The sequence below is a fragment of the Roseovarius maritimus genome (assembly GCF_043355895.2).
GTDB classification, from domain to species: Bacteria; Pseudomonadota; Alphaproteobacteria; order Rhodobacterales; family Rhodobacteraceae; genus Roseovarius; species Roseovarius maritimus.
Genome location: NZ_JBHFPF020000001.1, coordinates 796,392 through 821,106, shown reverse-complemented (window position 1 = coordinate 821,106; position 24,715 = coordinate 796,392). Strand labels below are relative to the sequence as shown.

Below are 24,715 nucleotides of genomic sequence, written 5' to 3'. Positions count from 1 at the left end.
GTTGGTCAGGGAAAGAATGCTAATGATCCTTGCGCTTGGACAGGTAGTCCTCCGTGGTCCGCACGGGCGGGCGTTCCTTGCCTGCCATAGGATTGTTCTGCGAATGGAACTGCGCCTGCACGCGGCAATTGTCGCACATCTGGATCATGCGTGCCGCCGCCGGATTGGCGAACATCGCGTGGTTGCCTGCCAGCTTTTCCATGATCCGCTCGACGGTGGATCTGACACCGAACAGGGCGCCACATTCGACGCAGGCAAAGGGTTCTTCCTCGTTCAGGATTACCTGGCTCAGGGCCCCGTCGGTCAGGTCGATCTGCGGGCGCAGGGTGATCGCGTCCTCGGGGCAGACATTGGCGCAAAGGCCGCACTGCAGGCACGCATCCTCCTGAAAGCGCAGTTGCGGCATGTCGGGATTGTCCATCAGCGCGCCAGAGGGGCATAGCGACACGCAGGCTAGGCAGAGCGTGCAGGCGTCGGTATCGACAATCACCGCACCGTAGGGTGCGTGATCGGGCAGGGGGATCACGTGCTCCCCGGGCGAGAGCGCCTTTGCGGCGAGGCGCGCCACCTGTCGGCGCGAGCCTTGCGGCAGGATTGGGGTTATGGCCGGACGGGCCGCTAATTCGCGGTCAAACAGATGATCCGAAAGCGCGTCGGGGTCTGCGATATCCAGCAGCGTCACGGCCTCGTCCGCGCCCATCGCTGCGGCGAGATCCGCCTGAGCTTGGATCACGTCGCGGTCGCTCCTGGGAGCCAGCAGGACATCGACAGAGACAAATCCGCTGGCCAGTGCCGCAAGCATTTCGGCATGGCCGAACATCGCCAGCGCATCGATCTCCAGCGGGATCACGTGTGCTGGCAGGCCGTTGCCATGGCGCGCTGCCAAGCGGATCATCTCGGCCCCGTGCGCGTCATGCACGAGCAGGGCGCCCGACTGGCCGCCTGCCTTGCGGTAGCTTGAGGCCAGCGTGGCGATGCGCCGGAACACATGATCAACGGGGGGTGCGTCATAGCTGATCGCGCCAGAGGGGCAGACAGCCGAGCATGCGCCGCACCCGGCGCAGACCAGGGGATCAATCCTGACATGTTCGCCAGCGGGCAGGATCGCGCCAGTCGGGCAGACATTCAGGCAGTTAGAGCAGGCGGGTTGCCCGGCGCGCGAATGGGCACAGAGAGACTCCTCCAGCCGGATATAAAACGGCTTTTCGAAGGTGCCGACCATCTGGCTGGCGGCGAGTATGCCATCTGCCACGGCAGTCAGGCTGCCCGGATCGGCGCGCAGATATCCGTCGCGCTTGTCCGGCGCGGGGAACAGGGGCGTTTCGCCCGTCAGATCAAGGATAAGGTCGCATTCGGATTGGGCCCCATCGCGCGGGTCCGTCAGAGATGGCGCGCCGCGCCCGCCCGGCAGAGCCTGCTGGAACGCGTCAATCGAGATGTGGAACTGGCCGAGTGTCCCCGAGACAATGCTCAACCGCCCGGTGCAGCAATCGAAGCGGCTGGTCACAGGCAGGTCGGCCCCTGTCGGCAACAAAACCGTCACCGCCAGAATATCCGCCAGCTTTTCCGCGGCGGCCACCGCAACCTCGCCCGCGCCGATGATCAGGCAGACACCGTCCGAGACGACATCCGTCGTCTTGGGCGCGGGTTGGGGCAGCGCGGCCTCGGCCACCAGGGCGGCCATTTTCGCCGACGTATCGCCCTTGTCGGCCGTCCAGCCCGCGCGGTCGCGTAAGTCGACGAAGTCCGGCTCGGGCGCGCTGATATCTTCGGCCAGATCACTGAAACGATCTGCTTCCTGCTGGCAGGCGATCATCACATCGCCGCGCTCCATCGCCTTGGCGGCGAGGCCGATTTGAGATTGGCAAAGGGCCGTGTGCAGCCGCGAGCATTCCATCCCCGTCGCGGCACTCAACGCGGCCGGGTCTATGGTCTGGGTGCCGAGGCAATCACAAATCAGCAGGGTTTTCGTCATTTCGCCTCCTCGCGCAGCGCGAGGTTAGGACGGAAAGCCAGCAGATGAAAGCCGGTCCCAAGATTTTGATGCCTCGCGCCAGAGTTGACCTAGCGGCAGGGGCCAGATCGGTAGCTGGCAACACGGGATTAGCGGGGTTGCGCCAAGACTCTGCTTTGATTTTTTCCATAAGTCAGTACACTCGCGGAAACTCACCTCAGCGTTTCAGCCAGCGAGTGCCAGCTTGACCTTCGTCTTTCCCAATTCCCAGTCCATTCCCCTTGGGGTCGTGGTGCGGAAGTCGCCGGGCGTGACGCGCTGGGCAAAATGGGCGTGGCGGGCGGTAGGTATTCTGCCCGGTGCCGGACCGGCCAGTTGGACCGTTCTGCGCAACGAGGATGACGTGACCGAATTTCACGCCGCGACGCTGCCGCTGAAGCTGTATGTGTCCGACACCGAGGCGTATGTCCACGAGCTGCAGACCCGGCAGCCATCCGTCTATGTCGTGCTCAGCCCGGACCCGTCGTTGCAGGACATACCATGGAAAGTGACGCTGGTGTCGGCCTCGCCCTACGAGGCGCAGGACTACTGCGATTCCGCCGAGGTGATGGTTGAAAAAGTGGCGATGCCGGACGGCATGCAGGCCTGGATCGCGGATTTCGTGACCCACCATCATGAAGAAGAGACGTTCGTGAAGCGCAAGCGCCGCGATTGGCGCGCCGAGGATGCCGAGGACGGTATCGGCGACGCGCGCATCGCGCAGGACAGCGATGTCTACCGTTCGCCGCGCAGCCGCATGGGGGCGTTGAAGTGACCCGGACCGACAGCTTCTGGGCGCGCCGCCGCGCCGCCGTCAAGGCCGAGGCTGAGGCCGAAGCCGCCGCCGAGCAGGCCGCAATCAATGCGCGCCAGCAGCAGGCCCTTGCCGAGAAAAGCGATGAGGAGATCCTGGCGGAACTGGCTCTGCCTGATCCCGACACGCTGACCAAGGGGGATGATTTCGCCGCGTTCATGTCCAAAGCGGTGCCGGAACATTTGCGCAAACGCGCGCTGCGCCAGCTGTGGCGCAGTAATCCGGTTCTGGCCTGCGTCGACGGATTGAACGATTACGACGACGACTATCTGGCCAGCAGCTATGGAAATGCGCCGTTGAAGACGAACTACCAGGTTGGCAAGGGCTTGCTGACGCATGTGCTGGAGGTGGCACATCAGGAAGAGTTGAACGCCGATGATGGCGTGCCACTCGACAAAGAGGAAAAATCGGGAGAAGATGAAAGCCATGAGGACGTGGTCGCGGCGGTTGAGGCGCCTGCGCCGGAATTGGCGACCGACGTCGAGCCGGAGCCGCAGGATACTGACCAGCAAAGACCGCGCCGAATGGTTTTTCGCTTTGACGGGAACGCCGCATGACATTGGCACAGGCACAGCAGAAGATCGACGAAGAGGATCGCCTGCGCGCGGATCTTTACAATTATCTCGGCGTGATGCTGGCCGGTCCGCCGGATGAATTGCTGCTGGCGCAGACTGCGGGGCTGACTGGTGATGCGTCCTCTTTGGGGCAGGCGATCGAGGGGCTGGCGCGGGTTGCGAAGGTGACGAAACCCAAATCCGCCCTCACGGAATACAATGCCTTATTCATCGGTCTTGGGCGCGGCGAGCTCTTGCCCTATGCCAGCTACTACATGACCGGGTTCCTGAACGAAAAGCCGCTGGCCAATCTGCGCGCCGACATGGCGGCGCTGGGCATGACGCGGGCGGAAAACACGTTCGAGCCCGAGGACAACATCGCCTCGTTGATGGAGATGATGGGCGGCATGATCGTGGGGCGCTTTGGCACTGCGGCGCCGCTGGCGCGTCAAAAGGAATTCTACAGCAAGCATATCGGCCCATGGGCCCCGCATTTCTTTGCGGATCTTCAGGGCGCGAAATCATCGGTTCTCTATGCCTCGGTCGGGGCCGTGGGCGCCGAGTTTTTGAATGTCGAACAAGAGGCATTTCGCATGATGGCGGGCTGATGGCCGCCAATCAAACGGCGGCAGGGGCCGCCATGATGACAGCAGGGGAGGACGCATAAAATGGCTGACACGAAACAGGGCACGACCCGCCGGAATTTCCTGAAGATTGCCGGCACTGCGGTGCCCGGCGTTGTGGCGGTTGCCGCAGGCAGCAGCGAGGCGCAGGCCGCGCCCGCCGAAGTGGACCTGTCATCCCAGGTGATGCAGGATACGGAACATACCCGCGCTTATCTGGAAAGCACGCGCTTTTAAGTCAGCGCCGCCCGTCTGGAAGCACGGCTGGCAGGGGCAATTCATAGGTACCAAGACTGCGGGCAGCGCAGATGTAGGGAGAAAGACAATGCTCAGGAAAAAGACAGATGGAAGCGCACGCCGGGCTGCGAGAAAGCCTGGTGCAAGCGCCGCGTCCGCTGGTGTTGACCGCCGCACATTCCTGCGCGGCTCTGGCCTCGCGATCGGCGGTCTGGCAGCGGTTGCGGCAACCGGCGGCACCGTTTCGCGCGCGACCGCCCAGACCGCAGCGGCGCGGGCGGTCGAGATCAAGAAATCCGTCTGCACCCACTGTTCAGTCGGCTGCACGGTCATTGCCGAGGTTGATAACGGCGTCTGGACCGGGCAGGAGCCCGGCTTTGACAGCCCGTTCAACCTTGGGGCGCATTGTGCCAAGGGCGCGTCGGTGCGCGAACATGCACACGGCGAGCGGCGCCTGAAATATCCAATGAAGAAAGAAAACGGCGAATGGGTTCGCCTGAGCTGGGAACAGGCGATAGGTGAGATCGGCGACGGCATGATGAAGATCCGCGACGAGAGCGGGCCGGATTCCGTCTATTGGCTGGGCTCTGCCAAGCACAGCAACGAACAAGCCTATCTCTTCCGCAAATTCGCCGCCTATTGGGGCACGAACAACGTCGATCACCAGGCGCGTATCTGCCACTCGACCACCGTGGCCGGTGTGGCAAATACATGGGGCTACGGCGCCATGACCAACAGCTATAACGACATCCACAATTCCAAGGCGATGTTCCTGATCGGCTCCAACCCCGCCGAGGCGCATCCGGTGTCCCTGCTGCATATCCTCAAGGCCAAAGAGGAAAACAACGCGCCGCTGATCGTCTGCGATCCGCGCTTTACGCGCACCGCCGCACATGCGGATGAATATGTCCGCTTCCGGCCGGGCAGCGACGTCGCGCTGGTGTGGGGTATCCTGTGGCACATTTTCGAAAACAGCTGGGAGGACAAGGAGTTCATCCGCACCCGTGTCTGGGGCATGGACCAGATCCGCGACGAGGTGAAGAGCTGGACCCCCGAAGAGGTCGAGCGAGTCACCGGCGCGCCCGGCGAACAGCTCAAGCGCGTCGCGCGCACGCTGGCCAACAACCGGCCCGGCACCGTGGTCTGGTGCATGGGCGGCACGCAGCACTCCAACGGCAACAACAACACCCGCGCCTATTGCATCCTGCAACTGGCCCTTGGAAACATGGGCCGTCCGGGCGGCGGGACCAACATCTTCCGCGGCCACGACAACGTGCAGGGGGCCACGGACCTTGGGGTTCTGGCCGACACGCTGCCGGGCTATTACGGCCTTTCGGAAGGCTCGTGGGCGCATTGGGCGCGTGTCTGGGAGGAAGACCTTGATTGGCTCAAGGGCCAGTTTTCCGATGCCAGCGTAGGCGACACCAAGATGATGAACCTGACCGGTATCCCGGTCAGCCGCTGGATCGACGGGGTGCTGGAGGACAAGGCCAACCTTGATCAGCCGGACAATACCCGCGCGATGGTTCTATGGGGTCACGCGCCCAACTCGCAGACCCGGATGAAGGAAATGAAAACCGCGATGGAGCGGCTGGATATGCTGGTCGTGGTCGATCCCTATCCGACCGTGTCCGCCGTGATGCAGGACCGCACCGATGGCGTCTACCTGCTGCCGGCCTGCACACAGTTCGAGACGCGCGGCTCTGTCACCGCCTCCAACCGGTCGCTGCAATGGCGCGAGAAGATCTTTGATCCGCTGTTTGAATCGCTGCCCGATCACACCATCATGGCCATGTTTGCCGAGAAGTTCGGCTTTCACGACAAGATGTTCCGCAACATCGCCATCGACGAGGGCGGAGAGCCGAATGTCGAGGATATCACCCGCGAATTCAACCGCGGCATGTGGACCATCGGCTATACCGGCCAAAGCCCGGAGCGGCTGAAAAAACACATGGCCAACCAGCACACTTTTGATCGCACGACGCTGCGCGCCAATGGCGGCCCGGCTGACGGCGATGTCTACGGCATGCCGTGGCCCTGCTGGGGCACGGCTGAGATGAACCATCCCGGCACGCCGGTCCTTTATGACATGTCGGTTCCCGTGGCCGAAGGCGGCCTGACCTTCCGCGCACGCTTCGGCGTGGAGCGAGACGGCGACAACCTTCTGGCCGAAGGGGTCTATTCGAAAGGGTCCGAAATCCAGGACGGCTATCCTGAATTCACGATGCAGATGCTGCGGGATCTGGGCTGGGAAGGCGATCTGACCCAGGAGGAACGGGCCAGCATCGATCGCGTGGCCGGTTTCCCTGATGGTTCGCCCCTGATGTCGGAGCCTGCCGATGATGGCGGCTCGAATGCAGACGAAGAAGTGGGCGAGACGTCTCAGCAGGGTGAAATACCGTCTGACTACAAGGAGAAAACAGGCGGCGTGAACTGGAAGACGGACCTTTCTGGCGGTATCCAGCGGGTTGCCATTGCGCACGGGTGCGCGCCTTTCGGCAACGCCAAGGCCCGCGCCGTGGTCTGGACGTTCCCCGATCCGGTGCCGCTCCACCGCGAGCCGCTCTATTCCAACCGCCGCGACCTCGTGGCCGACTATCCGACCTACGAGGACAAGAAGTTCTGGCGCGTGCCGACGATGTACGCCTCGATCCAGACAAAAGACTTCTCAGAGGATTATCCCATCATCCTGACCTCCGGCCGTCTGGTCGAATACGAGGGCGGCGGCGAGGAGACGCGCTCGAACCCGTGGCTGGCGGAACTGCAGCAAGACATGTTTGTCGAAATCAATACCCGTGATGCCAACAATCTGGGCGTTCGTGACGGTGCTCAGGTCTGGGTCGAAGGGCCGGAGGGCGGCAAGGTCAAGGTGATGGCCATGGTGACCGAGCGGGTCGGCGAGGGCGTGGCCTTTATGCCGTTCCACTTTGGCGGGCATTTCGAGGGCAAGGATCTGCGCGACAAATACCCCGAAGGCGCCGATCCCTACGTTCTGGGGGAATCGGCCAACCTAGCCCAGACCTATGGCTATGACAGCGTAACCCAGATGCAAGAGACCAAAGCGACACTCTGCAAGATCTGGACAGCATAAGGAGACCGATCATGGCTAGAGCAAAGTTTCTCTGCGACGCTGAACGCTGCATCGAATGCAACGCGTGCGTCACTGCCTGCAAGAACGAACATGAGGTGCCGTGGGGGATCAACCGCCGCAAGGTGGTCACGATCAACGACGGCAAACCGGGCGAGCGCTCGATTTCCGTCGCATGCATGCACTGCTCGGACGCGCCCTGCATGGCGGTCTGCCCGGTGGATTGCTTCTACCAGACCGAAGACGGGATTGTCCTGCACTCCAAGGATCTGTGCATCGGCTGCGGCTATTGCTTCTACGCGTGCCCGTTCGGTGCGCCGCAATATCCCCAGGCGGGCAATTTCGGATCACGCGGCAAGATGGACAAATGCACCTTCTGCGCCGGTGGTCCCGAGGAAAACAACTCCGAGGCCGAATTTGCCAAATACGGCCGCAACCGCATTGCCGAGGGCAAACTGCCGATCTGCGCCGAGATGTGCTCGACCAAAGCGCTGTTGGCAGGTGACGGCGACGACGTCTCCAGCATCTATCGTGAACGTATCGTCGCGCGTGGCTTTGGTGCGGGTGCTTGGGGTTGGGGCACGGCTTATGGCCAAAAAGGTGGGCCGGCGCAGCAACGCGGCAATTGATGCGCCCGCATGACCGCATGGCTTTGGGCATGCGGCACGCTATTGGCCGCCTGCTTTTTCCGAAGGAAAAGCGTTTCAACGTGGGCAAATGGCTTTGACATGAGACGCTGAAGTAAAGGATCGCCATGATGCTACGCCTCTTCGCAGTTTTCCTTCTGGTCTGCGGCCTGATGACTCCGGCGCTGGCGCAGGAGACCACGGTCACCCCGCGCGCTGAAACGGGCGGGGCGCAAACGCTGGATGATATCCTGCGCAGACAGGCACAGCAAAAGGTCGAGGATTCCTTCCGGCGCGACGAAACCGGCAATCCCGAGGCCGCCGCGCCGATGACAGCGCCGCTTGGCACGCTTGGCGGGCAGTCCGATCCCGATCTGTGGCGCGCGCTGCGCTATGATACGGCGGACGTGACCACCCAATCGCGCGGTCCCGCGTCCAGAACGCTTATTCAGGATGCCGGAATGTGGTGGCTGAAGTTCCGCGAAGGTCCGCTGCTGATTTATGGTGCGGCGCTTTTGGGCGGCACCTTGCTGCTCTTGGCGTTATTTTACCTCATTCGCGGACGTATCCGTATCGAGGGCGCGAAAACCGGCCGCACGATCACCCGTTTCACCGGAGTCGAGCGGTTTGGCCATTGGCTGCTGGCCGCCTCCTTCCTAATCCTTGGCGTGACCGGCCTGATATCCCTCTTCGGGCGCAAAGTGCTGATCCCGGCCTTTGGCCATGATGCCTTCTCGACCCTCGCGATCGGGACGAAGTGGATACATAACAATGTATCCTGGGCATTCATTGTGGCGCTCGTCATCATCTTCGTCTTTTGGGTCATCCACAATCTGCCGGACCGCACGGACCTGAACTGGCTGGCCAAAGGTGGCGGTATTTTCGGGAAAGGCCATCCGCCCGCCAAGAAATTCAACGCGGGTCAGAAACTGATCTTCTGGTCGGTGATTGTGCTGGGCGGGTCGATCTCGGTTTCCGGTCTTTCCCTGCTGTTCCCTTTCGAATTCAACATGTTCGGCGCGACATTTGCGAAGTTGAATGACTGGGGCGTGCCGGGTTGGGTCGGCGCGGGCCCGCTACCGTATCCGCTGTCACCGCAGGAAGAGATGCAATATGCACAGCTGTGGCATGCCATTGTCAGCCTGGTTCTCACGGCCATCATCTTTGCGCATATCTATATCGGCAGCATCGGGATGGAAGGCGCTTTCGACGCGATGGGCAGCGGTGAGGTAGAGGAGCAATGGGCGCGTGAGCATCATAGCCTCTGGGTGGACGAGGTGCAGGACGCCGAAATTCGGCACGGCAGGAAGACCTAGGATGAAAGCCTTCTTGATAGCAATGGTGGCACTCGTGGCCATCACGATCGGCGCCAACCTGATCCTGACGCAGGCGAATTTCTCGTCCGGGGCTTTCTCGGCTTCGACTGGAAATGTCCGGTTAGATAACTAGGGGTTATGCTGGGCAGCGGGACTGCACAGTGGGCCTGCTTGAGATGGCAAGCATTCGCGTCTTTTGCCAGTAATCTTGAGGAATTTCCTGATCTGACATGCAATACCGCTTGAGACGGGCAGGGCGGTTTCGCAGCCTTACAGATCGACCGAATGGAGTGCTTTTCGCGGCTCTACGCGATGAACTTGGCGTAAAGCATGCAGGGTTGAATTTGTAGCGTTGATACATGACCCAATCCGGCCCTAAACTTGAAGCCGAAGATGACGGTTGCGGCGAGTGCGACTGCCGAGAGGCAGACCTTCGGACAGCTGCCGTATCATGTCGCTATCCACCGCCAGTCATTCGGCCTTCCGAACACGAACTCGATCCGGTTGCGGCGCTTGTCGCGACGCGTGCAGTATTTCGCGGTTGTCTTGCGTGGCTTCCAGCCCGAGATACATGCGCGTATCCGTTTGCCTTGCAACCCTTCTCTGAATCAATCGCCGTCATAGCCACGGTCTGCCAAAGAGCCGGTTGATCCTTGGTTGACTGCTGAGCCTGGCCGCGCACCGATGTAATCGCTTGCCTCAGCGGCAGTGATGAACAGGCTAACGGGCTGGCTCTGGCTGTCACTGACTGCATGTAGCTTGATGTTCATACCGCCTTGGTCCTCTTGATCAGGCGGCCACGCTGCCAATTCTTTACGTCCATGCCGGTCGCGGCCCGGTGTGCCTTGACGTAGGCCGCGTCCATTGCCGGGAAGGCGATTGCAAAGCAATTTGCCGAGAGGAGACCATAACCGTCTTCTATTCGCGGTGATCGGCCGCCAAGCTGGCCATTATCCGGGCAATGACCCTTTATCGCTCCATCACTTCCTTCGGTTACAGAGCGCCTTGTGCGGACCCTATTTCGCGTTCATTGTCTCTCGGGCTAACGGCGCGACAACGGCTCACGATCTCACCAGCGTAAGCCATTGCGTTTGATGAAGATAATCCCGCTCAGAACCCCGTGGTCATCGACCCTTGATTTGCCGTGAGCCTTTGGGAAACAAGACGGCAAGCCGAGATGACGTTCGTCGTATACATCAACGGTTTACACAATCCCCGCCGACGACTTTCAGCACTCGGCTGGAAAAGCCCGGTCGCCTTAGAAAGAAAGGTGGCTTAAATGGGCACAAGGGTGGGACAGGTCCATATTGCCGATCCGTATAGATCGGGCCATCCTTTCGCTAGACCTCTCGGCTCATTCGTTCGTCACAAGCACGAGCGAGGCCGGCATGTCCCAAGAGCGATCCTATCAGTCCTTCCGACAAGACCGCCTGTCCGCGCTCGCGCGGCGCGCGGATCGTAAACCATGAGGCTGCATCGGTACTTCGCGCGAAAGTTCGCGGTGACGTTCTTCGTCGTTTTGATGATCTTTGCGGCCATTCTCGCGCTGGTGGACCTGATGAATCAGGTGGGGCGCTACGATGTGGCGCAGATCGGCTTTACCTCGGTGCTGGGCCTGACCCTGCTTGGCACGCCAGCAGCGATTTACGAATTTCTGCCCCTCGCGATGATCTTGGCGTCACTGGCGCTTTTTCTTGGGCTGGCGCGCTCATCCGAGTTGGTGGTGACCCGCGCGCTAGGGTGGTCGGCGCTGCGCGTTATCATAGCCCCGCTCGTCGTCTCCTTGATTATTGGCGCGGTTGCCGTCGCCGTGTTCAATCCGGTCGTGAGCGGTCTTGGCCGCCGATATGAGGCGCTCAGCAGGCAATTTTGCGGCGGCGATCAAACTTTGCTTTCCATCGGCGCGGACGGGCTGTGGCTGCGCCAGGGAACGGAGGATGGGCAGCCGGTGATCCACGCGAGATCCGCCAACCACGATGGATCCGATTTGCAGTCGGTGACCTTCCTCATGTTCGACGCAAACGGTGCCCCAACCGAGCGGATCGACGCTGGGAGGGCAACGCTCGAGGATGGTTTTTGGACTCTGCAAGATGCCAAGGACTGGATGTTCAATAACTTCGCCAATCCCGAGGCTGGCGCCAAGCGGCGCGATGGAATGCGGGTCCAGACCAGTTTGACGCCTGCGCGCATTGCCGCGTCCGCTGGCACCGCCATGTCGGTTTCCGTCTGGAAACTGCGCGCCCATATCGCCCAGCTCGAGCGCGCGGGTTTCTCCTCAAGGCGGCCACTGATCTGGCTCCAGACCGAGTTGGCGCGGCCTCTTTTCCTGGCGGTGATGGTGCTGATCGGCGCCGCGTTCACGATGCGCCACGGGCGGTCGGGGCACACGGGGCTGATGGTACTCTTTGCGCTGCTCTCGGGATTCGCGCTCTACTTCATCCGCAATTTTGCTCTGATCCTGGGTGAGAATGGCCAGTTGCCGATACTCATCTCTGTCTGGGCGCCGCCCTTGGCGGGACTGCTGATGGCGCTGGGACTGATCCTGCATCTTGAGGATGGGTGACGTTCACGGGGTCTCTCGCGGCTCATATGCCCAAGGTCAGGACGCGCCGCCTGAGCTCCTCTCAACCACGCCGGGGCCAAGCAAAGGCTTAATTTTCTTATAGCCGTCGCCATCATGATTGCCCGTCCCGCCTTTGCCGCGCGTCTTGGCATAGGCACATCCGGCGCGGGTAAGGATATTGAGAAGGTTTTCCTGCAAACTCGCCGCCTCGAAGCTGACCTCCGCGCGCCCGAGTGCCGAGAACATGCAAGGGATCCAGACATTGGTAGAGGTGCCGCAGGTCTTGACGCCGCCATAGGCGCAGATGAGCACATAGACCATCATGAAGGCCCAAATGTCGACCACGAAGAGGAACAAAATAATCGGCACGGCGCCGAAGAGACTGGCGGCGCTCTGCCAGAAATCGGCGTTATAGGCCGCGAGCATCCAATGGGTTGCAAGGTTGGCCAGCACCAGGCCGGGGGATCGTCGGGCGCGCGGCAAGGATGCGGCAAGGCGCGGGAAGGCGCTGCAATGGCGCAATCATCAGGCAGCGAAGGCCCATTTGCGCGCTAGCGCGAAGGTGGCGAGCGCGACGAGGCCGGTGGAGAGGATCAGGGTGAAGCTCGGGGCCAGAAGATTGCGGCTCAGAAGGCCTGACAGCAGCGCCTCGTTCGCCGTAAATCCAGCGAGGGCGACGGCGACAAAGCGGATGAGCGCCGCGCGCATCGACGTCGCGCCTTCGGCGAAAGTATACCCAAAATGTCCCGCGAAACTGACGATGAAGGCGATGCAGAACGCGGCGGCATTGGCGAGTACCGGCAACCAATCCGCCTGAATAAGCGTCACGCCGACCAAGAGATGCACCATTGTTGCGGTGCCGCCGACAAGGCCGAAGCGCAGGATCTGGCCGATCATGGCCGCTCCGCCGCGTCGCTGGCCGTCTCCTCGGCGATGATGAAACCGGGGCGACCCTTCACTTCGGTAAAGACGCGGGCAAGATATTCGCCCAGAACCCCGACGGAGATTAGCTGCACGCCCCCGAGCAGGCAGATGGCGACGATCAAGGTCGACCAGCCTGCGACATGGGTGCCGAAGATCAGCGTGCGCAGCGTGATCCAGAGGCCATAAAGGATTGACATGCAGGCGATGCCGCCGCCGATGCCGGTCCAGATGCGCAACGGCCAGTCTGTGAAGGACGTGAGGCCCGTAAGTGCCAACCGAAAAAGCTCCGCAAAGCCGAATTTCGATCTGCCGCTGCAGCGCGGCTCCAGCTCGATCGGCACGGCGATGCTGCGAAATCCCACCCAGCCGTAGAGGCCCTTCATGAACCGGTCCCGCTCGGGCAGAGCGCAGAGCGCATCGACCACGCGCCGGTCCATCAGGCGAAAATCGCGCGCATCGGCCGGAATGCTGACGCGGCTGCCGAGGCTTAGCGTCCGGTAGAAGATGCGGGTGAAGGCGCGTTTGGCGCGCGGCTCGTCGCGGCGGTGGGCGCGCACGGCATAGACCATCTCGTAGCCGCTGCGATAGTGATCCAGCATGGTTTCGAGGCAGCTCAGCGGCTCTTGGAGATCGGCATCGAGAATGACGGTGGCGGCACCCGACGCGCGGCCGAGGCCCGCCATGATCGCCTGCTCCTTGCCGAAATTGCGCGAGAGGCGCAACACCCGCACTGGCGCCGATTGGCTGGCCGCCATGGCCTCGGACGAGGTGGCGTCGCTGCTGCCATCGTCGACGATCAGGATCTCGTGGGTAAGGCCCAGCCGCGCCGCCTCGGCATGCACGCGATCAATGGTCACGGCGATGCTACCTGCCTCGTTATGGGCAGGGATCACAAAGGATAGCTCGATTTTGCGCGCAGGCTGACGGTGGGGCGTGTGGACGATATCGGCGGAAATCGGGGTGATCTTCATCTGGGCGGCTCCAGCGGTCAGGATTGCATGACCGCTGTCTAGTCCGCCAGTGCGCACCGACGGCTGATCGAAACTATACGATTTGGCAATGTTCGGAATTCAGATGCGCACTGGCGCGGCCTTTGGGGTAGGAGTGGTGTCGGAAGCATTCGAAAAGGCAGTGCGTGTATGCGGATTCTGGTGGTTGAGGATGATGCCGAGACGGCGGATTACATCTGCTCGAGCCTGACGGCGCATGGGCATATCGCCTTGCATGCAGCGGATGGCAAGGAGGGGTATCTCCACGCCCTCGACAATGATTTCGACGTGATGGTGATCGACCGCATGCTGCCCAAGCTGGACGGTCTGTCGCTGGTCAAGTCGATCCGGATCGCCGATGTGCGCTCGCCGATCATCATCCTCAGCGCGATGGGCGGTCTCAACGATCGGGTCGAGGGGCTGGACGCCGGGGCGGACGACTACCTTGTCAAACCCTTCGCCTTTTCCGAACTGCACGCCCGCCTCACCGCCCTGATGCGCCGCCCGCCGATGCAGATGGAAGAGACAGTGATGCGCCTTGCCGATCTGGAGCTGGACCTCGTGCGCCACTCGGTCAGCCGCGCGGGTCAGACGATCACGTTGCAGCCGCGCGAATATCGCCTGCTGGTCTATCTTCTGCGCAACGCGGGCAAGGTTCTGACGCGCACCATGCTGCTGGAGTCGGTGTGGGATTTCCATTTCGATCCCCACACGAACGTGGTCGAGACGCATATCAGCCGTCTGCGCAACAAGATCGACAAGCCCTTCGACGCGCCGCTGCTGCACACGGTGCGCGGTGCGGGCTACAGCCTGCATGACTAGGCGCGCGCGTGTGTCCTTGGGTCTCGGGCGTACATCGGTGCGGCTTTCCCTGCAGTTCGCATTTCTCTACGCGGTCCTGTCGGCGGCGATGTTCTTCGGCGCCTACTGGATGACGGACTACGAGGTGCGCGATTGGATCGAGGGCCAGATGCGGTCGGATCTGGTGGCGTTCGAGCGGGTCTATGCCTTGCGCGGCGAGGCGGGCCTTCTGGACCGGATCGCGACTCTCAGCGAGTTCAGCTATGACAGCGAACGGATCTACCAGTTGCGCAGCCCCCACGGCGCCCATCTTGGCGGCACGGTGATCGACGCGGACGCGGCCGAGGCGGGCACGCATGTCTTTTTGCCCGTCAGCGCCGTCGACGCGGAAAGCCCGCCCAGCGGCGAGGTTTCGGGCTACTGGACGCGGGCCGACCGGATCGGGCCCTATACGCTTATCCAGGGCGCGGGCGATCACATCATCGCCGAGGTACTGGAGGCGCTCAGCATCGCGCTCGTCGCAGGCTACATCCTCGTCATATCGGCGGGGCTCATCATAGGGCAATTCGTCGGCATCCGCACCGAGCGGCGGATCGGCAGCATCATGGAGACGCTGGAGGAGGTCGCAAAGGGCGCGCTCTCGCGCCGGATTCCGCTCTTGGGCACCGACCGGGACGACCTCTCGCGCGTCTCAGGTGCCATCAACGTGATGCTGGATCAGCTCGAGACGCTGCTTCAGAGCCAGAAGCAGATCGCCACGGACATCGCGCATGATCTACGCACGCCGCTGCAACGTCTGCGGCAGCGGCTCGAGCGGATGCAGGAGGCGCATGAGGAAGACGCGGATCTGACCGCTGCCCTCGGTGAGACCGAGACACTGATCGAGACGTTCCGCGCCCTTCTGCGCATCGCCCAGATCGAGGCCGGAACGCAGCAATCGCATTTCGTGCCGGTTGATCTGGGCGCTCTTGCCCGGGATGTCGTCGAAATATATCAGCCTGTAGCCGAGGATGAGGGCCAGACCCTGACCGCCTTGATCCCGGATGGCCAAGCCGAGATGCGCGGGGATCCTGCGCTTCTGGGCCAGCTTATGTCGAACCTGATCGAAAACGCCATTCGTCATAGCCCACCGGGCGCCGTGCTGACATTGTCGCTCGCGCTCGGCCCCGCACCCGTCCTCATCATGTCGGATGACGGGCCGGGCATTCCTGCGGGCGAGCGGTCCAAGGTCTTTCGGCGGTTCTATCGCCTCGAGAAAAGTCGCACGACCGAGGGGCACGGGCTGGGCCTGCCGCTGGTCAAGGCGATCTGCACGCTACACGGTGCCGAGATCGCCTTGGAGGACAACGCGCCCGGCCTGAAGGTGATTGTTACCTTCCCCGGTTGGAAAGCGGCCTGAAACCTACTCGGCTGCCTGCTTCGAGACGTAAAGTGTATTGCCTCGCCCGAAGCCACCGATGCGGCGATAACCCAGCATGTTGACCTGCGCGACATAGCGATCCGCCACCGACAGCGCGGCGGAGTCGCCCGCGTCCAGCGCCGCCAGTTCGGACATCGTCAGCAGCCGCACTTTGCCGCCAGTGTAGAACTCCGAGGAGAAACTACGCTGTCCTATCCGATAGAGCGGCGCATCCGGCATCAATGCTTCGGCTTCGGCCACCAGCGCCTTGTGCGTCTTGAGGCGTAGCATGTCGGGCGCGGTGACGGCGAGGATCGACGCGCCTGCAAAGAAGACGAGCGAGACGCCTGCGCTGCCGGCAAAGAGCACGTTCCGCCATTTACCCGGAGCGTTGCCCCAGAGGCAGGTGTAGAGCACGACCAAGAGCACGGCAGACGCCGGCAATCCGGGGATCGTGTAGGCGGGCAGAATGTTCGACGCGAAGGTAAAGAGGATCATCGGCGAGATCGCCCAAAGGAGAAGATAGAGCATCCAGCCCGTGCCATCGCTGCGCACCGCACGGGTGGAGCCGCGCAGGTTCCATAAGAGCGGGATCAGCGCGACATAGCTCCAAGGCCGGATTGTGCCCGTCCAGAAGATCCAGATCATGCCCTTGGCCTCGTCATGGCCGCCACCATAGAGGTCTCCGGGCCAGCCGGGCACGAGGAAGCGCTCGATATGCTCGCCGATGAGAAAGTAGCGCAGGAAACCCGGCGTCGCAGCCTCGGCGGCGGCATACCACGGCAGGGTCAGGCCGAGCAGCAGCGCGCTGCCTTTGAGCCATGGCAGGCGGCGCAAGAGGCGCCAGTCGCGCCGGATGGTGAGCCAAAGGATCAGCGGGATGAGGCAGATCACGACCGCGACCGGCCCTTTGGCCAGCATCCCGATGGCCAAGCCCAGAAAAACCGCGTACCCCCAGCCACGATCCGGCACAGCGCAGCACGCCGCGCGCCAGAACGCCACCATCACCAATGTCGTGCCGAGGGCCATCGGGATATCCGTCATTACGAAGGCCGACGCACCGAAGAAGGCCACGGTCGAGAAAAGAACCGCTACCGACACCAGCGCCGTATTGCGCCCGGCAATATCCCGGACCCAGACAAAGACCAGGGCGAGGATCACCAGCGAGGCCAGCAGGATCGGCAGGCGCGCTGCGAACTCATTGATGCCGAAGAGCTCCATTCCCCCGGCGGCCATCCATGTGTTCAGCGGTGGCTTGCCCCAGAAGGGCACGCCATAGCCGTCCTGCGGGTTCAGCCAATTTCCGATCTCAACCATCTTGCGCGCCATTTCGGCATAGCGCGCCTCGGTCGTGTCGGTGAACGGAAGCGTCACCATCGCCACCAGCCGCACGATGAGGAAGGCGGCCAGCGTGGCCCAGAGGATGCGGACATGGCCCAAGGGCAGAGCCAGATCCGAGAGGCGGTGCCCGCTGCTGCTGCGCTCTTGCTGTACGGTGTTGGTGGCGGTGGCAACATCGGTCGAGGTCACGAGGGGCAATCTCCGTCCAGGGGTCATGCCTTACTGTTAGTCCGGCGCCATACGCCGCCATGTGGCGCGAAGTATACGGATCGGTAATCGCTGGTGGTGCCGCGAACGGTGTAAACTCAAAGCCGGCGTCATGTTCGGGCGATCTGAACCCACTCAACCGGCGGCTGCAACCGCCGAGGAGGTTACGCAATGAACGAAAATCCCAAGACATTGAAGTTTGCGCTACAGGTCAACACCTGTGCGCACGACCCGTTTGAGGATGAACTGCGAGAGCGGTTGCGCGGACTGCGCACCGCTCAGAGTGAGAGGTGACGGGCAACTTGGGCTAAATAGGGCGAAGAAAATAGATGGATGCGTGAAGCCTGAGCAAAAGGGGTGTCTACTCGCGGGAGAAGATCTGTTGACCTCCGATATAAGTCTGCGCGACACGTGTGTTGGCAATCAGGTGACGGGGCGTTTTGAAGATGTCATTCTCGAGAATTGCAAAATCTGCCAACCTGCCGACGGTCAGCGACCCCTTGATGTGTTCTTCCCGGCCAGCGAAGGCTCCAAGCACGGTGTAGGCCTGCAGCGCCTCGAAGACGGTGATCGCCTCGTCGGCGCACAGATCGGCGCCCGAGGATGTATGCCGGTTCACCAAGGCGTGGATTCCTCGCATCGGGTTGGGATGGCACACTGGCGAATCCGAATGACCGGGTGCGATGATCCCGGCGTCGATCATGCTGCGATGCGGCCACATGAAGCGCATCGCGTCGCCGCCCCGATTGCGGATATAGGCATCGCCCAGATCATAGGCGAACCCCGTCGCGGAAGAGCAGATCACCTTGAGCCGGCTCAGCCGTTTCAGGATTGCAGGGGTGACGTTGCAGCAATGCTCCACCCGCAGGCGATGATCCTCGACCGGGTGGTGATGGAGCGCGTTTTCATAGGCATCCAGAACAAAATCGATACCTCGATTCCCGACGCCGTCCGCCCCTACCAAAAGGCCTGCGCGATGCGCGTTCAGCACGCGCTGATTGAAATCGCCCGCCTCATAAAGGAGCATCCCGCGGTTATCCTCGGGTTCGCCAATGACCTTCGTGCCGACATAGGGGTCGTAATAGGCGGCGGTCCGGCCGCTGGTCGAGCAGTCGGGGCACCATTCAACGCCGGTCAGCCGAACCCACTCATCCCCGAAGCCGGTGCGCCAGCCCGAGCGTAGGATCGCGTCCACCAGATCATCCTCGCGGCCGCTGGCCAGAAGGCCTACGCGCATCTTGAGCGTGCCGGCGTCGCGCATGAGCTGATAGGCTTCGATCCCTTGAGTCGAGGCCAGCGAATTGTGAACCGAGGTGATGCCATAAGTGGCGAAGTCGGCAAAGACGCGCTGCAATCCGGCGGAGAAATCCTCGGTGGTGAATTCTCGTTGGCAGAGATTGACGACCGCATGCGCGGCAGTTTCGCGCAGCAGGCCCGTCGGCGCGCCCGTTTCGGGATGGCGGTCTATCCGGCCAAAGGGCGGATCGGGCGAGTCGCTGTCAAAGCCCACTTTCCCAAGCGCGGCGCTATTGGCGAAGCCCAGATGCGAGTCGCGGCGGTAGAGAAAGACCGGGCGCCCGCCTGCGGCATTGTCGAGCGCGTCACGTGTCGGGTAACCGCCAAGGCGCAGGTCGTCATATCCGAAGCCGACGAACCAGGCGTCCTGTGAGGTACCTTCGGTCTTCTTTTCGATAAGGTTCAGCAGGTCCGGAAGCGTATCAGGGCCCTGAGACAGATCCGTCCAGCGGCCCAGCCGCGCGCCATGCAAATCCGGGTGACAATGGCTGTCAATAAAACCGGGCAGGACCGTGCGGCCGCGGCAGTCAATGACCTGCGCCTGCGGGGCAAGCCCGCGTATTTCGGTGGTGCTGCCGGTTGCGACGATCCAGCCGCGCGAGATGGCCATCGCTTCGATGAACTCGCCTTGCGTGCGCATGGTTGCGATCCTGCCGTTGATGACGATCGTATCTATGGGAAGAGTATCCATACTGCCGTTCCTTGAATGTTCGGGTTGAGTGGCGTTACCGGCAAGCGGCGGTTTCAGTCTCGGTCCTTGCGTTGAATCTCCATCGTCAGCCAATCGATGAAGACGCGCATCGCGCCGGTCAGGGGCTGGTCAGGGGCGGTCAGCAGGTAATAGGCAAGGCTTTGGCGCCGAACGACCGTGGGCAGGGGCCGTATCAGACGCCCGGCGGCCAGATCGCCCTCCATAGTCAGGTCGTCACCCATCGCAATGCCCAGCCCTTCAAGCGCGGCAGTCTGGCCATGCGTGAAGTCCTGAAAGCGAAGGGTCCGCGTCACCTTAGACGGGTCTTTTCCCTGCGAGACGAAGAACTCGCGCCAATGCGCGCCGCCCGGCTCGTCGATCAGGGTATGCTGAAACAGATCCTCGATGCGGCGCACCGGATTGGGGCCGTTCATCAGCCGCGGGCTGCACACCGGAAAGACGTCAAGTTGCCTGAGTAGCGTGATATTGCGGTCGGGCCAGCCGGGCCGTCCATACCGGATCTCGATATCGGCCTCGTGGGTCGAGGCCTCATGCGGTGTCAGGACGGTCAGCGACACGCCCGGATACTGGCTGAGGAACGATGGCAGGCGCGGAATCAGCCACGAGTTGGTCAGGCCGGGCATGCACGATATGACCATATGGCCTTCGAAGGTCTCGCTGCTCAGGGTGCGCAGCGCGGCGTCGATATCGTCGAATGCCTTGGTGAGATACGGAATCAGGCGTCGCCCTTGCGAGGTCAGCTCGATCCCGCGCCCGGCACGGCGGGTCAGCGTCAGCCCAAGCGCATTCTCCAGTGCCTTCACCTGCTTGCTGATCGCGCCGTGCGTTACGTAAAGTTCCTCGGCGGCATGGCTCAGATTGCCCCGGCGCCCTGTGGCTTCGAAAGCGCGAAGCGCACTGAGAGAAGGCAACCGACGCATTAAATTCCTGCCTTTTCCAATGTCAAATACGCCTCCAAAAGCGCTTAATATGTGAGTTAATTTCCATTAAAGTGGAAACTTCCTGCAGTTGCTATAATTTTACTCACATCCTAGCGTGGTTTGAAATTCACACAAGCCTGCTGAGGACAGCCAAGATGAGCAAAGGGGTTCCAGTCCAGAAAGACACGGGCGTCTATAGTGCGACGGTCAAGCTCTTTGGCTCGGAGCCCGACCCGGCTTTTGAAGATCCGAGCCGGATGGAGCGGCTTTGGGGCCGAAACTGGGGCTGTAACAACGATGTGGGTCAGATCCGTGCCGTCCTGATGCATCGCCCGGGGCCTGAATTCGACGTGATAGACCGCAGCAAGGCAATCGCCGCGACGGGAGGGTATGGTGATATCGACGCCGGCTGGTATTGGCAGAGCCGCGACATTCCCGATCTCGCGGAGCTGCAGGCACAACATGACGGGCTGGCCGATGCGCTGCGGGCCGAAGGGGCCGAAGTGATCTATCTCGACGGCGTCACCGACGGGCGGTTCAAATCGGTCTACACGCGCGATTCCTGCATCGCGGTGCCCGGCGGCGCGATTGTCACGCGCCTTGCGCCGCGGATGCGGCAGGGTGAAGAGCAGGCCGTCACTCGGGCCTTGGCAAAGGCCGGCGCGCCGATCTTGCGCACGCTGCAAGGCCGCGCGATGGCCGAGGGCGGCAGCTTTGCCTGGCTCAATTCGAAGACCGCTGTCATCGGGCGGGGTATTCGCCAGAACGATGAGGGCATCGCACAGATCCGCGAGGTACTGGCGCATGTCGGCGTCGAATTGCTGGTCGTTGATCTGCGCGGCTATGATATCCACATTGACGGCCATTTCCTGATGATCGCGCCGGACTTGGCGCTGGTCTGGGCGGCCGGGCTGCCCTTCACGTTTCTTGAAAAGCTGAAAGAGCTGGGCATCCGCGCCGTCGAGATGACCGAGGCCGACAATCGCTGGATCGTCAACGGCCTCGCGGTCAGACCGCGCCGTGTGCTGATGCCCGAGGGGATATCTGACGCAACGCGCAGCGCGCTCGAATCCGAGGGCGTGGAATTCGTGATCGTGCCCTATGATCGGGTGCAGATGAACGGGGGCGGAATTCACTGCTCGACATCGCCGCTGATCCGGGACAGCATTACCTAAGGTCAAGCAACTACTCACCAAACCAAGAAACCATCAGGGAGACTTAGAAAATGAGTATTCGCAGAACGTTACTGACCGCGACCGCGCTGACGGCAGTCGTCACACTGGGCGCCGGCTCGGCGCTGGCACAGGATACGCTCACAATCGCGTCCTGGGGCGGCGCCTACCAAGAGGCTCAGCGCCAGGCGTGGTTCGACGTCGTCGAGGAGGAACTCGGCATCAAGATCATCGAGGACACGACCTCGGGCGCGGCGGATGTGCGCGTGCAGGTCGCGTCGGGCAGTCCGACCTGGGATCTGACCCAGCAGGGCAATTACAGCTGCGCATTGCTCGAGAGTGAGGGCAATGTCGAAATGCTGAGCGACGAAGTGCTCGGCGTGTCCGGCATTCCGGACAGCATGAAGGGCAAGGGATGGATCTCCAACCTAGTCTATGGTGCCGTACTGGCCCGCAATGACGAGGCTTTTCCCGATGACAAGCCGAGTTCCTGGGCGGATTTCTGGGATACCGAGAAATACCCGGGGCCACGCAGCCTGCGCCGCAATCCGGTCTACAACATGGAGGCGGCCCTGATCGCGGACGGTGTGCCGATGGACGAGCTCTACCCCCTCGACACGGAGCGCGCCTTCAAAAAGTTGCGGGAAATCAGAGACGATGTCGCCGTCTGGTGGAGTTCGGGCGCGCAATCCGCGCAGGTTCTTCAGGATGGCGAGGTCGATATGGCGATGGTCTGGAACGGCCGCGCGCAATCCATCGCGGATGAGGGCGCCCCAGTCAGCATTACCTGGGACCAACAGATCGTTTTGACCGATTGCTGGGTCATTCCGAAAGGCGCCAAGAACAAGGATCTCGCGATGAAGGCGATCGAAATCATGAGCCGGCCCGAGGTGCAAGCACGCATCGCGCTCTTCATCAACTACGGTCCCGCGAATGCGGATGCCTATGATACCGGGGTCATTCCGGAGGATGTGGCCAAAGGGTTGCCGAGTCACCCGGACAACGTGGCCAAGGGGTTTGTTCTGGATGCCGAATACTGGGCAGAGAATCTCGATCAACTGACCCAGGATTTCGACTTCTTCATTCAGGAATGACCCTTGATGTCTGATGCAATCAAAATGACCGGCCCGGCATATGCCGGACCGGACGGCGCCACCGAGGCCGCCGGGCGGGACAACTCGCTACCGATCAGCGTGACTTCCCTGGTCAAGAGCTACGGTGCGTTCCGTGCGCTGGATAACGTGAGCATCGACATCCAAAGCGGTGAATTCATGACACTTTTGGGTCCGTCCGGGTCCGGCAAGACGACGCTGCTCATGGTCCTGGCCGGCTTCGTGCGGCCTGACAGCGGATCGGTGAAATTCGGCGATGACGAAATCCTGCTGCTGCCGCCGCACAAACGCGATATCGGCATGGTCTTTCAGAACTACGCCCTCTTTCCGCACATGACGGTGGCCGAAAATCTTGCTTATCCGCTTAAGCTGCGCAGCACTCCCAAGACCGAGATCCGCGAGCGCGTGGCGCGGGCGCTGGATCTTGTGCAGTTGACCGAACTGGGCGATCGTGGCATCGACGCGCTCTCCGGTGGCCAAAGGCAGCGCGTGGCGCTGGCACGCGCCGTGATCTTCGAGCCGCGCATCCTGCTGATGGACGAGCCGTTGTCGGCGCTCGACAAGAACTTGCGCGAGCAGATGCAATTCGAAGTACGCGCGCTGCATGATCGGCTGGGTATCACCACCGTCTATGTCACCCATGACCAGCGCGAAGCGCTGACCATGTCGGACCGCATCGCCGTGATCAACGAGGGCCGGATTCAACAGGTGGACCCGCCCCAGCGCCTTTATGAGCGGCCCGAGACCTTCTTTGTGGCCAGTTTTATCGGCGAGACATATCGTCTGCCGGTCGAGGTGGAAAACGGCGCGGCCAGCCTCTTCGGTCAGCCGATCAGGACAGAGGGGACCATCGCCTCGGCGCGCCGTAGCCAGACCCTGATCCTGCGTCCCGAGATGCTGCACATCGCGGGCGGCCTGCCAGGCGAGGACGAGAACCAGATGACCGGCACGTTGCGCAAGACCGTGTTCCAGGGCGACAGCGTCGTCAGCTACATCACCATCCACGGCGATCACGAAATTGCCGTGCGCAGCCAGCACCGCAGCAATCAGTCCCTGCCAGAGCCAGGCAGCGAGGTGCGCCTGTCCTGGCTGGTGCAGGATACGGTGATCCTTGCCGAGGAGGATCGGGAATGAGCGCGGTCGACATGGCCCCGGCTGCCCGATCCGAGAACGCGGACGCGCTGGACCGCCAGGCGCGCGCCGAGCAGCGCAGGCTGTTGTCGCTCTCGCTGCCGGCCTTCATTCTGGTTGGCAGCCTCGTCCTCGTGCCCATCGGCTGGCTCTTCTGGCTGTCCATCTACGGAACCGACGGGTTCACGCTGGAGAATTACACGCGCCTGATGCACCCGTCCTATAAGATCACGCTTATCACCACGTTCGAACTGGCGTTCCTGGTGACGGGGCTCTGCATCCTTCTGGGCTATCCGGTCGCCTATCTCGCCTCGCAGCTCGGCCCGCGCATGTCGAGCATCGTGCTGCTCTGCGTGCTCTTTCCGTTCTGGACGTCGCTTCTGGTGCGGACCTATGCGTGGCTGGTGCTGCTGCAGCGCAAGGGGCTGATCAACACCTGGCTGATGGACATGGGGTTGATCGAAGCGCCGCTCAAGCTGGTGCATAACTTCACCGGCACGACCATCGGAATGGTGCACATCATGCTGCCCTTCTTCGTGTTGCCGCTCTACGCCAGCATGAAGACCGTCGATCTCGATCTGATGAAGGCCGCAGCCAATCTCGGTGCGTCCCCGATCAAGGCGTTCTGGCAGATCTACGTACCGCTCACCCTGACGGGCCTCGGGGCGGGTGTGATCCTTGTCTTCGTGCTGTCCTTGGGCTTCTACGTCACGCCCGCGCTGCTGGGTGGCGGGCGCGTGATGATGTGGGCGATGCAGATCGAACGCTCGATGGCGGTCTACGCCGATTGGGGCGCGGCGAGCGCGCTGGGGGTTGTCCTCCTGGTGATGACGCTGGGCATCCTCTGGGCCTTCGGGCGGCTGACCGGCGCCTTCGCGGCGACGGGGGGGAAATGAC

The 24,715-nt window shown here is 62.1% G+C and carries 23 protein-coding genes and 1 pseudogene; 16 read left to right on the top strand and 8 right to left on the bottom strand.

The annotated features are described in order from the left end of the window. Window positions 1–19: 19 nt before the first annotated feature. Window positions 20–1,975 (bottom strand): 4Fe-4S binding protein, encoded by a 1,956-nt coding sequence (locus ACEWPM_RS04090; protein ID WP_393961934.1) that lies wholly within the window; start codon window positions 1,973–1,975, stop codon window positions 20–22. Between the two features lie 223 nt (window positions 1,976–2,198). Here ACEWPM_RS04090 and ACEWPM_RS04085 point away from each other — a divergent pair, with 223 nt between their 5' ends. The 8 genes from ACEWPM_RS04085 to ACEWPM_RS04050 all read left to right on the top strand — a co-directional run bounded on the left by ACEWPM_RS04085 (window position 2,199) and on the right by ACEWPM_RS04050 (window position 9,384). Further along, the gene (locus ACEWPM_RS04085; RefSeq protein ID WP_393961933.1) at window positions 2,199–2,768 is read left to right on the top strand and encodes a DUF3305 domain-containing protein; all 570 of its coding nucleotides are present in this window, start codon (window positions 2,199–2,201) and stop codon (window positions 2,766–2,768) included. Beyond that, complete coding sequence (locus ACEWPM_RS04080) at window positions 2,765–3,364, top strand: DUF3306 domain-containing protein (RefSeq protein WP_393961932.1); 600 nt, start codon at window positions 2,765–2,767, stop codon at window positions 3,362–3,364. The genes ACEWPM_RS04085 and ACEWPM_RS04080 overlap by 4 nt, the downstream gene beginning before the upstream one ends. After that, window positions 3,361–3,969 carry a TorD/DmsD family molecular chaperone gene (locus tag ACEWPM_RS04075; protein WP_393961931.1) on the top strand — a complete coding sequence of 203 codons (609 nt, stop codon included), beginning with the start codon at window positions 3,361–3,363 and terminating at the stop codon, window positions 3,967–3,969. Before ACEWPM_RS04080 ends, ACEWPM_RS04075 begins: the two co-directional genes overlap by 4 nt. Window positions 3,970–4,029: 60 nt before the next feature. Continuing rightward, entirely contained in the window at window positions 4,030–4,221 is a 192-nt protein-coding gene (locus ACEWPM_RS04070; protein ID WP_393931259.1) for a twin-arginine translocation pathway signal protein, read from the top strand. Window positions 4,222–4,309: 88 nt separating this feature from the next. Beyond that, entirely contained in the window at window positions 4,310–7,312 is a 3,003-nt protein-coding gene (locus ACEWPM_RS04065; protein WP_393961930.1) for a formate dehydrogenase subunit alpha, read from the top strand. A gap of 11 nt (window positions 7,313–7,323) precedes the next feature. Beyond that, window positions 7,324–7,938 (top strand): formate dehydrogenase FDH3 subunit beta, encoded by a 615-nt coding sequence (gene fdh3B / locus ACEWPM_RS04060; protein WP_393961929.1) that lies wholly within the window; start codon window positions 7,324–7,326, stop codon window positions 7,936–7,938. A gap of 128 nt (window positions 7,939–8,066) precedes the next feature. Then, window positions 8,067–9,251 (top strand): formate dehydrogenase subunit gamma, encoded by a 1,185-nt coding sequence (locus ACEWPM_RS04055; RefSeq protein ID WP_393961992.1) that lies wholly within the window; start codon window positions 8,067–8,069, stop codon window positions 9,249–9,251. 1 nt (window position 9,252) lies between these two features. Further along, window positions 9,253–9,384, top strand: coding sequence for a hypothetical protein (locus ACEWPM_RS04050; protein WP_393961928.1), 132 nt, complete (start codon window positions 9,253–9,255; stop codon window positions 9,382–9,384). A 475-nt stretch (window positions 9,385–9,859) separates the two neighbouring features. On the opposite strand, the gene ACEWPM_RS04045 is transcribed toward ACEWPM_RS04050, so the two are convergent. Next, on the bottom strand, window positions 9,860–10,021 hold the full coding sequence (locus ACEWPM_RS04045) for a hypothetical protein (RefSeq protein WP_420767997.1): 162 nt from the start codon (window positions 10,019–10,021) through the stop codon (window positions 9,860–9,862). Window positions 10,022–10,404: 383 nt separating this feature from the next. On the opposite strand from ACEWPM_RS04045, the pseudogene ACEWPM_RS04040 reads away from it, so the two are divergent. Both ACEWPM_RS04040 and lptG read left to right on the top strand, forming a co-directional pair. Beyond that, window positions 10,405–10,530: pseudogene (locus ACEWPM_RS04040) on the top strand (IS3 family transposase); the annotation flags it as partial. Between the two features lie 186 nt (window positions 10,531–10,716). Beyond that, window positions 10,717–11,814: an LPS export ABC transporter permease LptG gene (lptG, locus tag ACEWPM_RS04035; RefSeq protein ID WP_393961927.1), complete on the top strand. Its 1,098-nt coding sequence runs from the start codon at window positions 10,717–10,719 to the stop codon at window positions 11,812–11,814. A gap of 36 nt (window positions 11,815–11,850) precedes the next feature. On the opposite strand, the gene ACEWPM_RS04030 is transcribed toward lptG, so the two are convergent. The 3 genes from ACEWPM_RS04030 to ACEWPM_RS04020 all read right to left on the bottom strand — a co-directional run bounded on the left by ACEWPM_RS04030 (window position 11,851) and on the right by ACEWPM_RS04020 (window position 13,709). Beyond that, window positions 11,851–12,240, bottom strand: a complete 390-nt coding sequence (locus ACEWPM_RS04030; protein ID WP_393961926.1) for a hypothetical protein — start codon at window positions 12,238–12,240, stop codon at window positions 11,851–11,853. Window positions 12,241–12,339: 99 nt separating this feature from the next. Continuing rightward, on the bottom strand, window positions 12,340–12,711 hold the full coding sequence (locus tag ACEWPM_RS04025; RefSeq protein ID WP_393961925.1) for a GtrA family protein: 372 nt from the start codon (window positions 12,709–12,711) through the stop codon (window positions 12,340–12,342). Next, complete coding sequence (locus tag ACEWPM_RS04020) at window positions 12,708–13,709, bottom strand: glycosyltransferase family 2 protein (protein WP_393961924.1); 1,002 nt, start codon at window positions 13,707–13,709, stop codon at window positions 12,708–12,710. The genes ACEWPM_RS04025 and ACEWPM_RS04020 overlap by 4 nt, the downstream gene beginning before the upstream one ends. A 168-nt stretch (window positions 13,710–13,877) precedes the next feature. On the opposite strand from ACEWPM_RS04020, the gene ACEWPM_RS04015 reads away from it, so the two are divergent. Together ACEWPM_RS04015 and ACEWPM_RS04010 are read left to right on the top strand one after the other, a co-directional pair. Next, entirely contained in the window at window positions 13,878–14,549 is a 672-nt protein-coding gene (locus ACEWPM_RS04015) for a winged helix-turn-helix domain-containing protein (RefSeq protein ID WP_393961923.1), read from the top strand. Between the two features lie 37 nt (window positions 14,550–14,586). Continuing rightward, window positions 14,587–15,927, top strand: coding sequence for a sensor histidine kinase (locus ACEWPM_RS04010; protein WP_393961922.1), 1,341 nt, complete (start codon window positions 14,587–14,589; stop codon window positions 15,925–15,927). 3 nt (window positions 15,928–15,930) lie between these two features. Here ACEWPM_RS04010 and ACEWPM_RS04005 read toward each other — a convergent pair whose 3' ends face one another. The 3 genes from ACEWPM_RS04005 to ACEWPM_RS03995 form a co-directional block, all read right to left on the bottom strand. Then, window positions 15,931–17,457 (bottom strand): ArnT family glycosyltransferase, encoded by a 1,527-nt coding sequence (locus tag ACEWPM_RS04005; RefSeq protein ID WP_393961921.1) that lies wholly within the window; start codon window positions 17,455–17,457, stop codon window positions 15,931–15,933. A gap of 379 nt (window positions 17,458–17,836) precedes the next feature. Further along, window positions 17,837–19,462, bottom strand: a complete 1,626-nt coding sequence (locus ACEWPM_RS04000) for an amidohydrolase (RefSeq protein WP_393961920.1) — start codon at window positions 19,460–19,462, stop codon at window positions 17,837–17,839. A gap of 53 nt (window positions 19,463–19,515) precedes the next feature. Then, window positions 19,516–20,403, bottom strand: a complete 888-nt coding sequence (locus tag ACEWPM_RS03995; RefSeq protein WP_393961919.1) for a LysR substrate-binding domain-containing protein — start codon at window positions 20,401–20,403, stop codon at window positions 19,516–19,518. Between the two features lie 155 nt (window positions 20,404–20,558). Here ACEWPM_RS03995 and ACEWPM_RS03990 point away from each other — a divergent pair, with 155 nt between their 5' ends. The 4 genes from ACEWPM_RS03990 to ACEWPM_RS03975 are packed head-to-tail and all read left to right on the top strand — an operon-like array spanning window position 20,559 to window position 24,714. Then, the gene (locus ACEWPM_RS03990; protein WP_393961917.1) at window positions 20,559–21,578 is read left to right on the top strand and encodes a dimethylarginine dimethylaminohydrolase family protein; all 1,020 of its coding nucleotides are present in this window, start codon (window positions 20,559–20,561) and stop codon (window positions 21,576–21,578) included. A gap of 50 nt (window positions 21,579–21,628) precedes the next feature. Then, window positions 21,629–22,669 carry a polyamine ABC transporter substrate-binding protein gene (locus tag ACEWPM_RS03985; RefSeq protein ID WP_393961916.1) on the top strand — a complete coding sequence of 347 codons (1,041 nt, stop codon included), beginning with the start codon at window positions 21,629–21,631 and terminating at the stop codon, window positions 22,667–22,669. 6 nt (window positions 22,670–22,675) lie between these two features. Then, window positions 22,676–23,821, top strand: coding sequence for an ABC transporter ATP-binding protein (locus ACEWPM_RS03980; RefSeq protein WP_393961915.1), 1,146 nt, complete (start codon window positions 22,676–22,678; stop codon window positions 23,819–23,821). Continuing rightward, window positions 23,818–24,714 (top strand): ABC transporter permease, encoded by an 897-nt coding sequence (locus ACEWPM_RS03975; protein WP_393961913.1) that lies wholly within the window; start codon window positions 23,818–23,820, stop codon window positions 24,712–24,714. The genes ACEWPM_RS03980 and ACEWPM_RS03975 overlap by 4 nt, the downstream gene beginning before the upstream one ends. Window position 24,715: the final 1 nt, after the last annotated feature.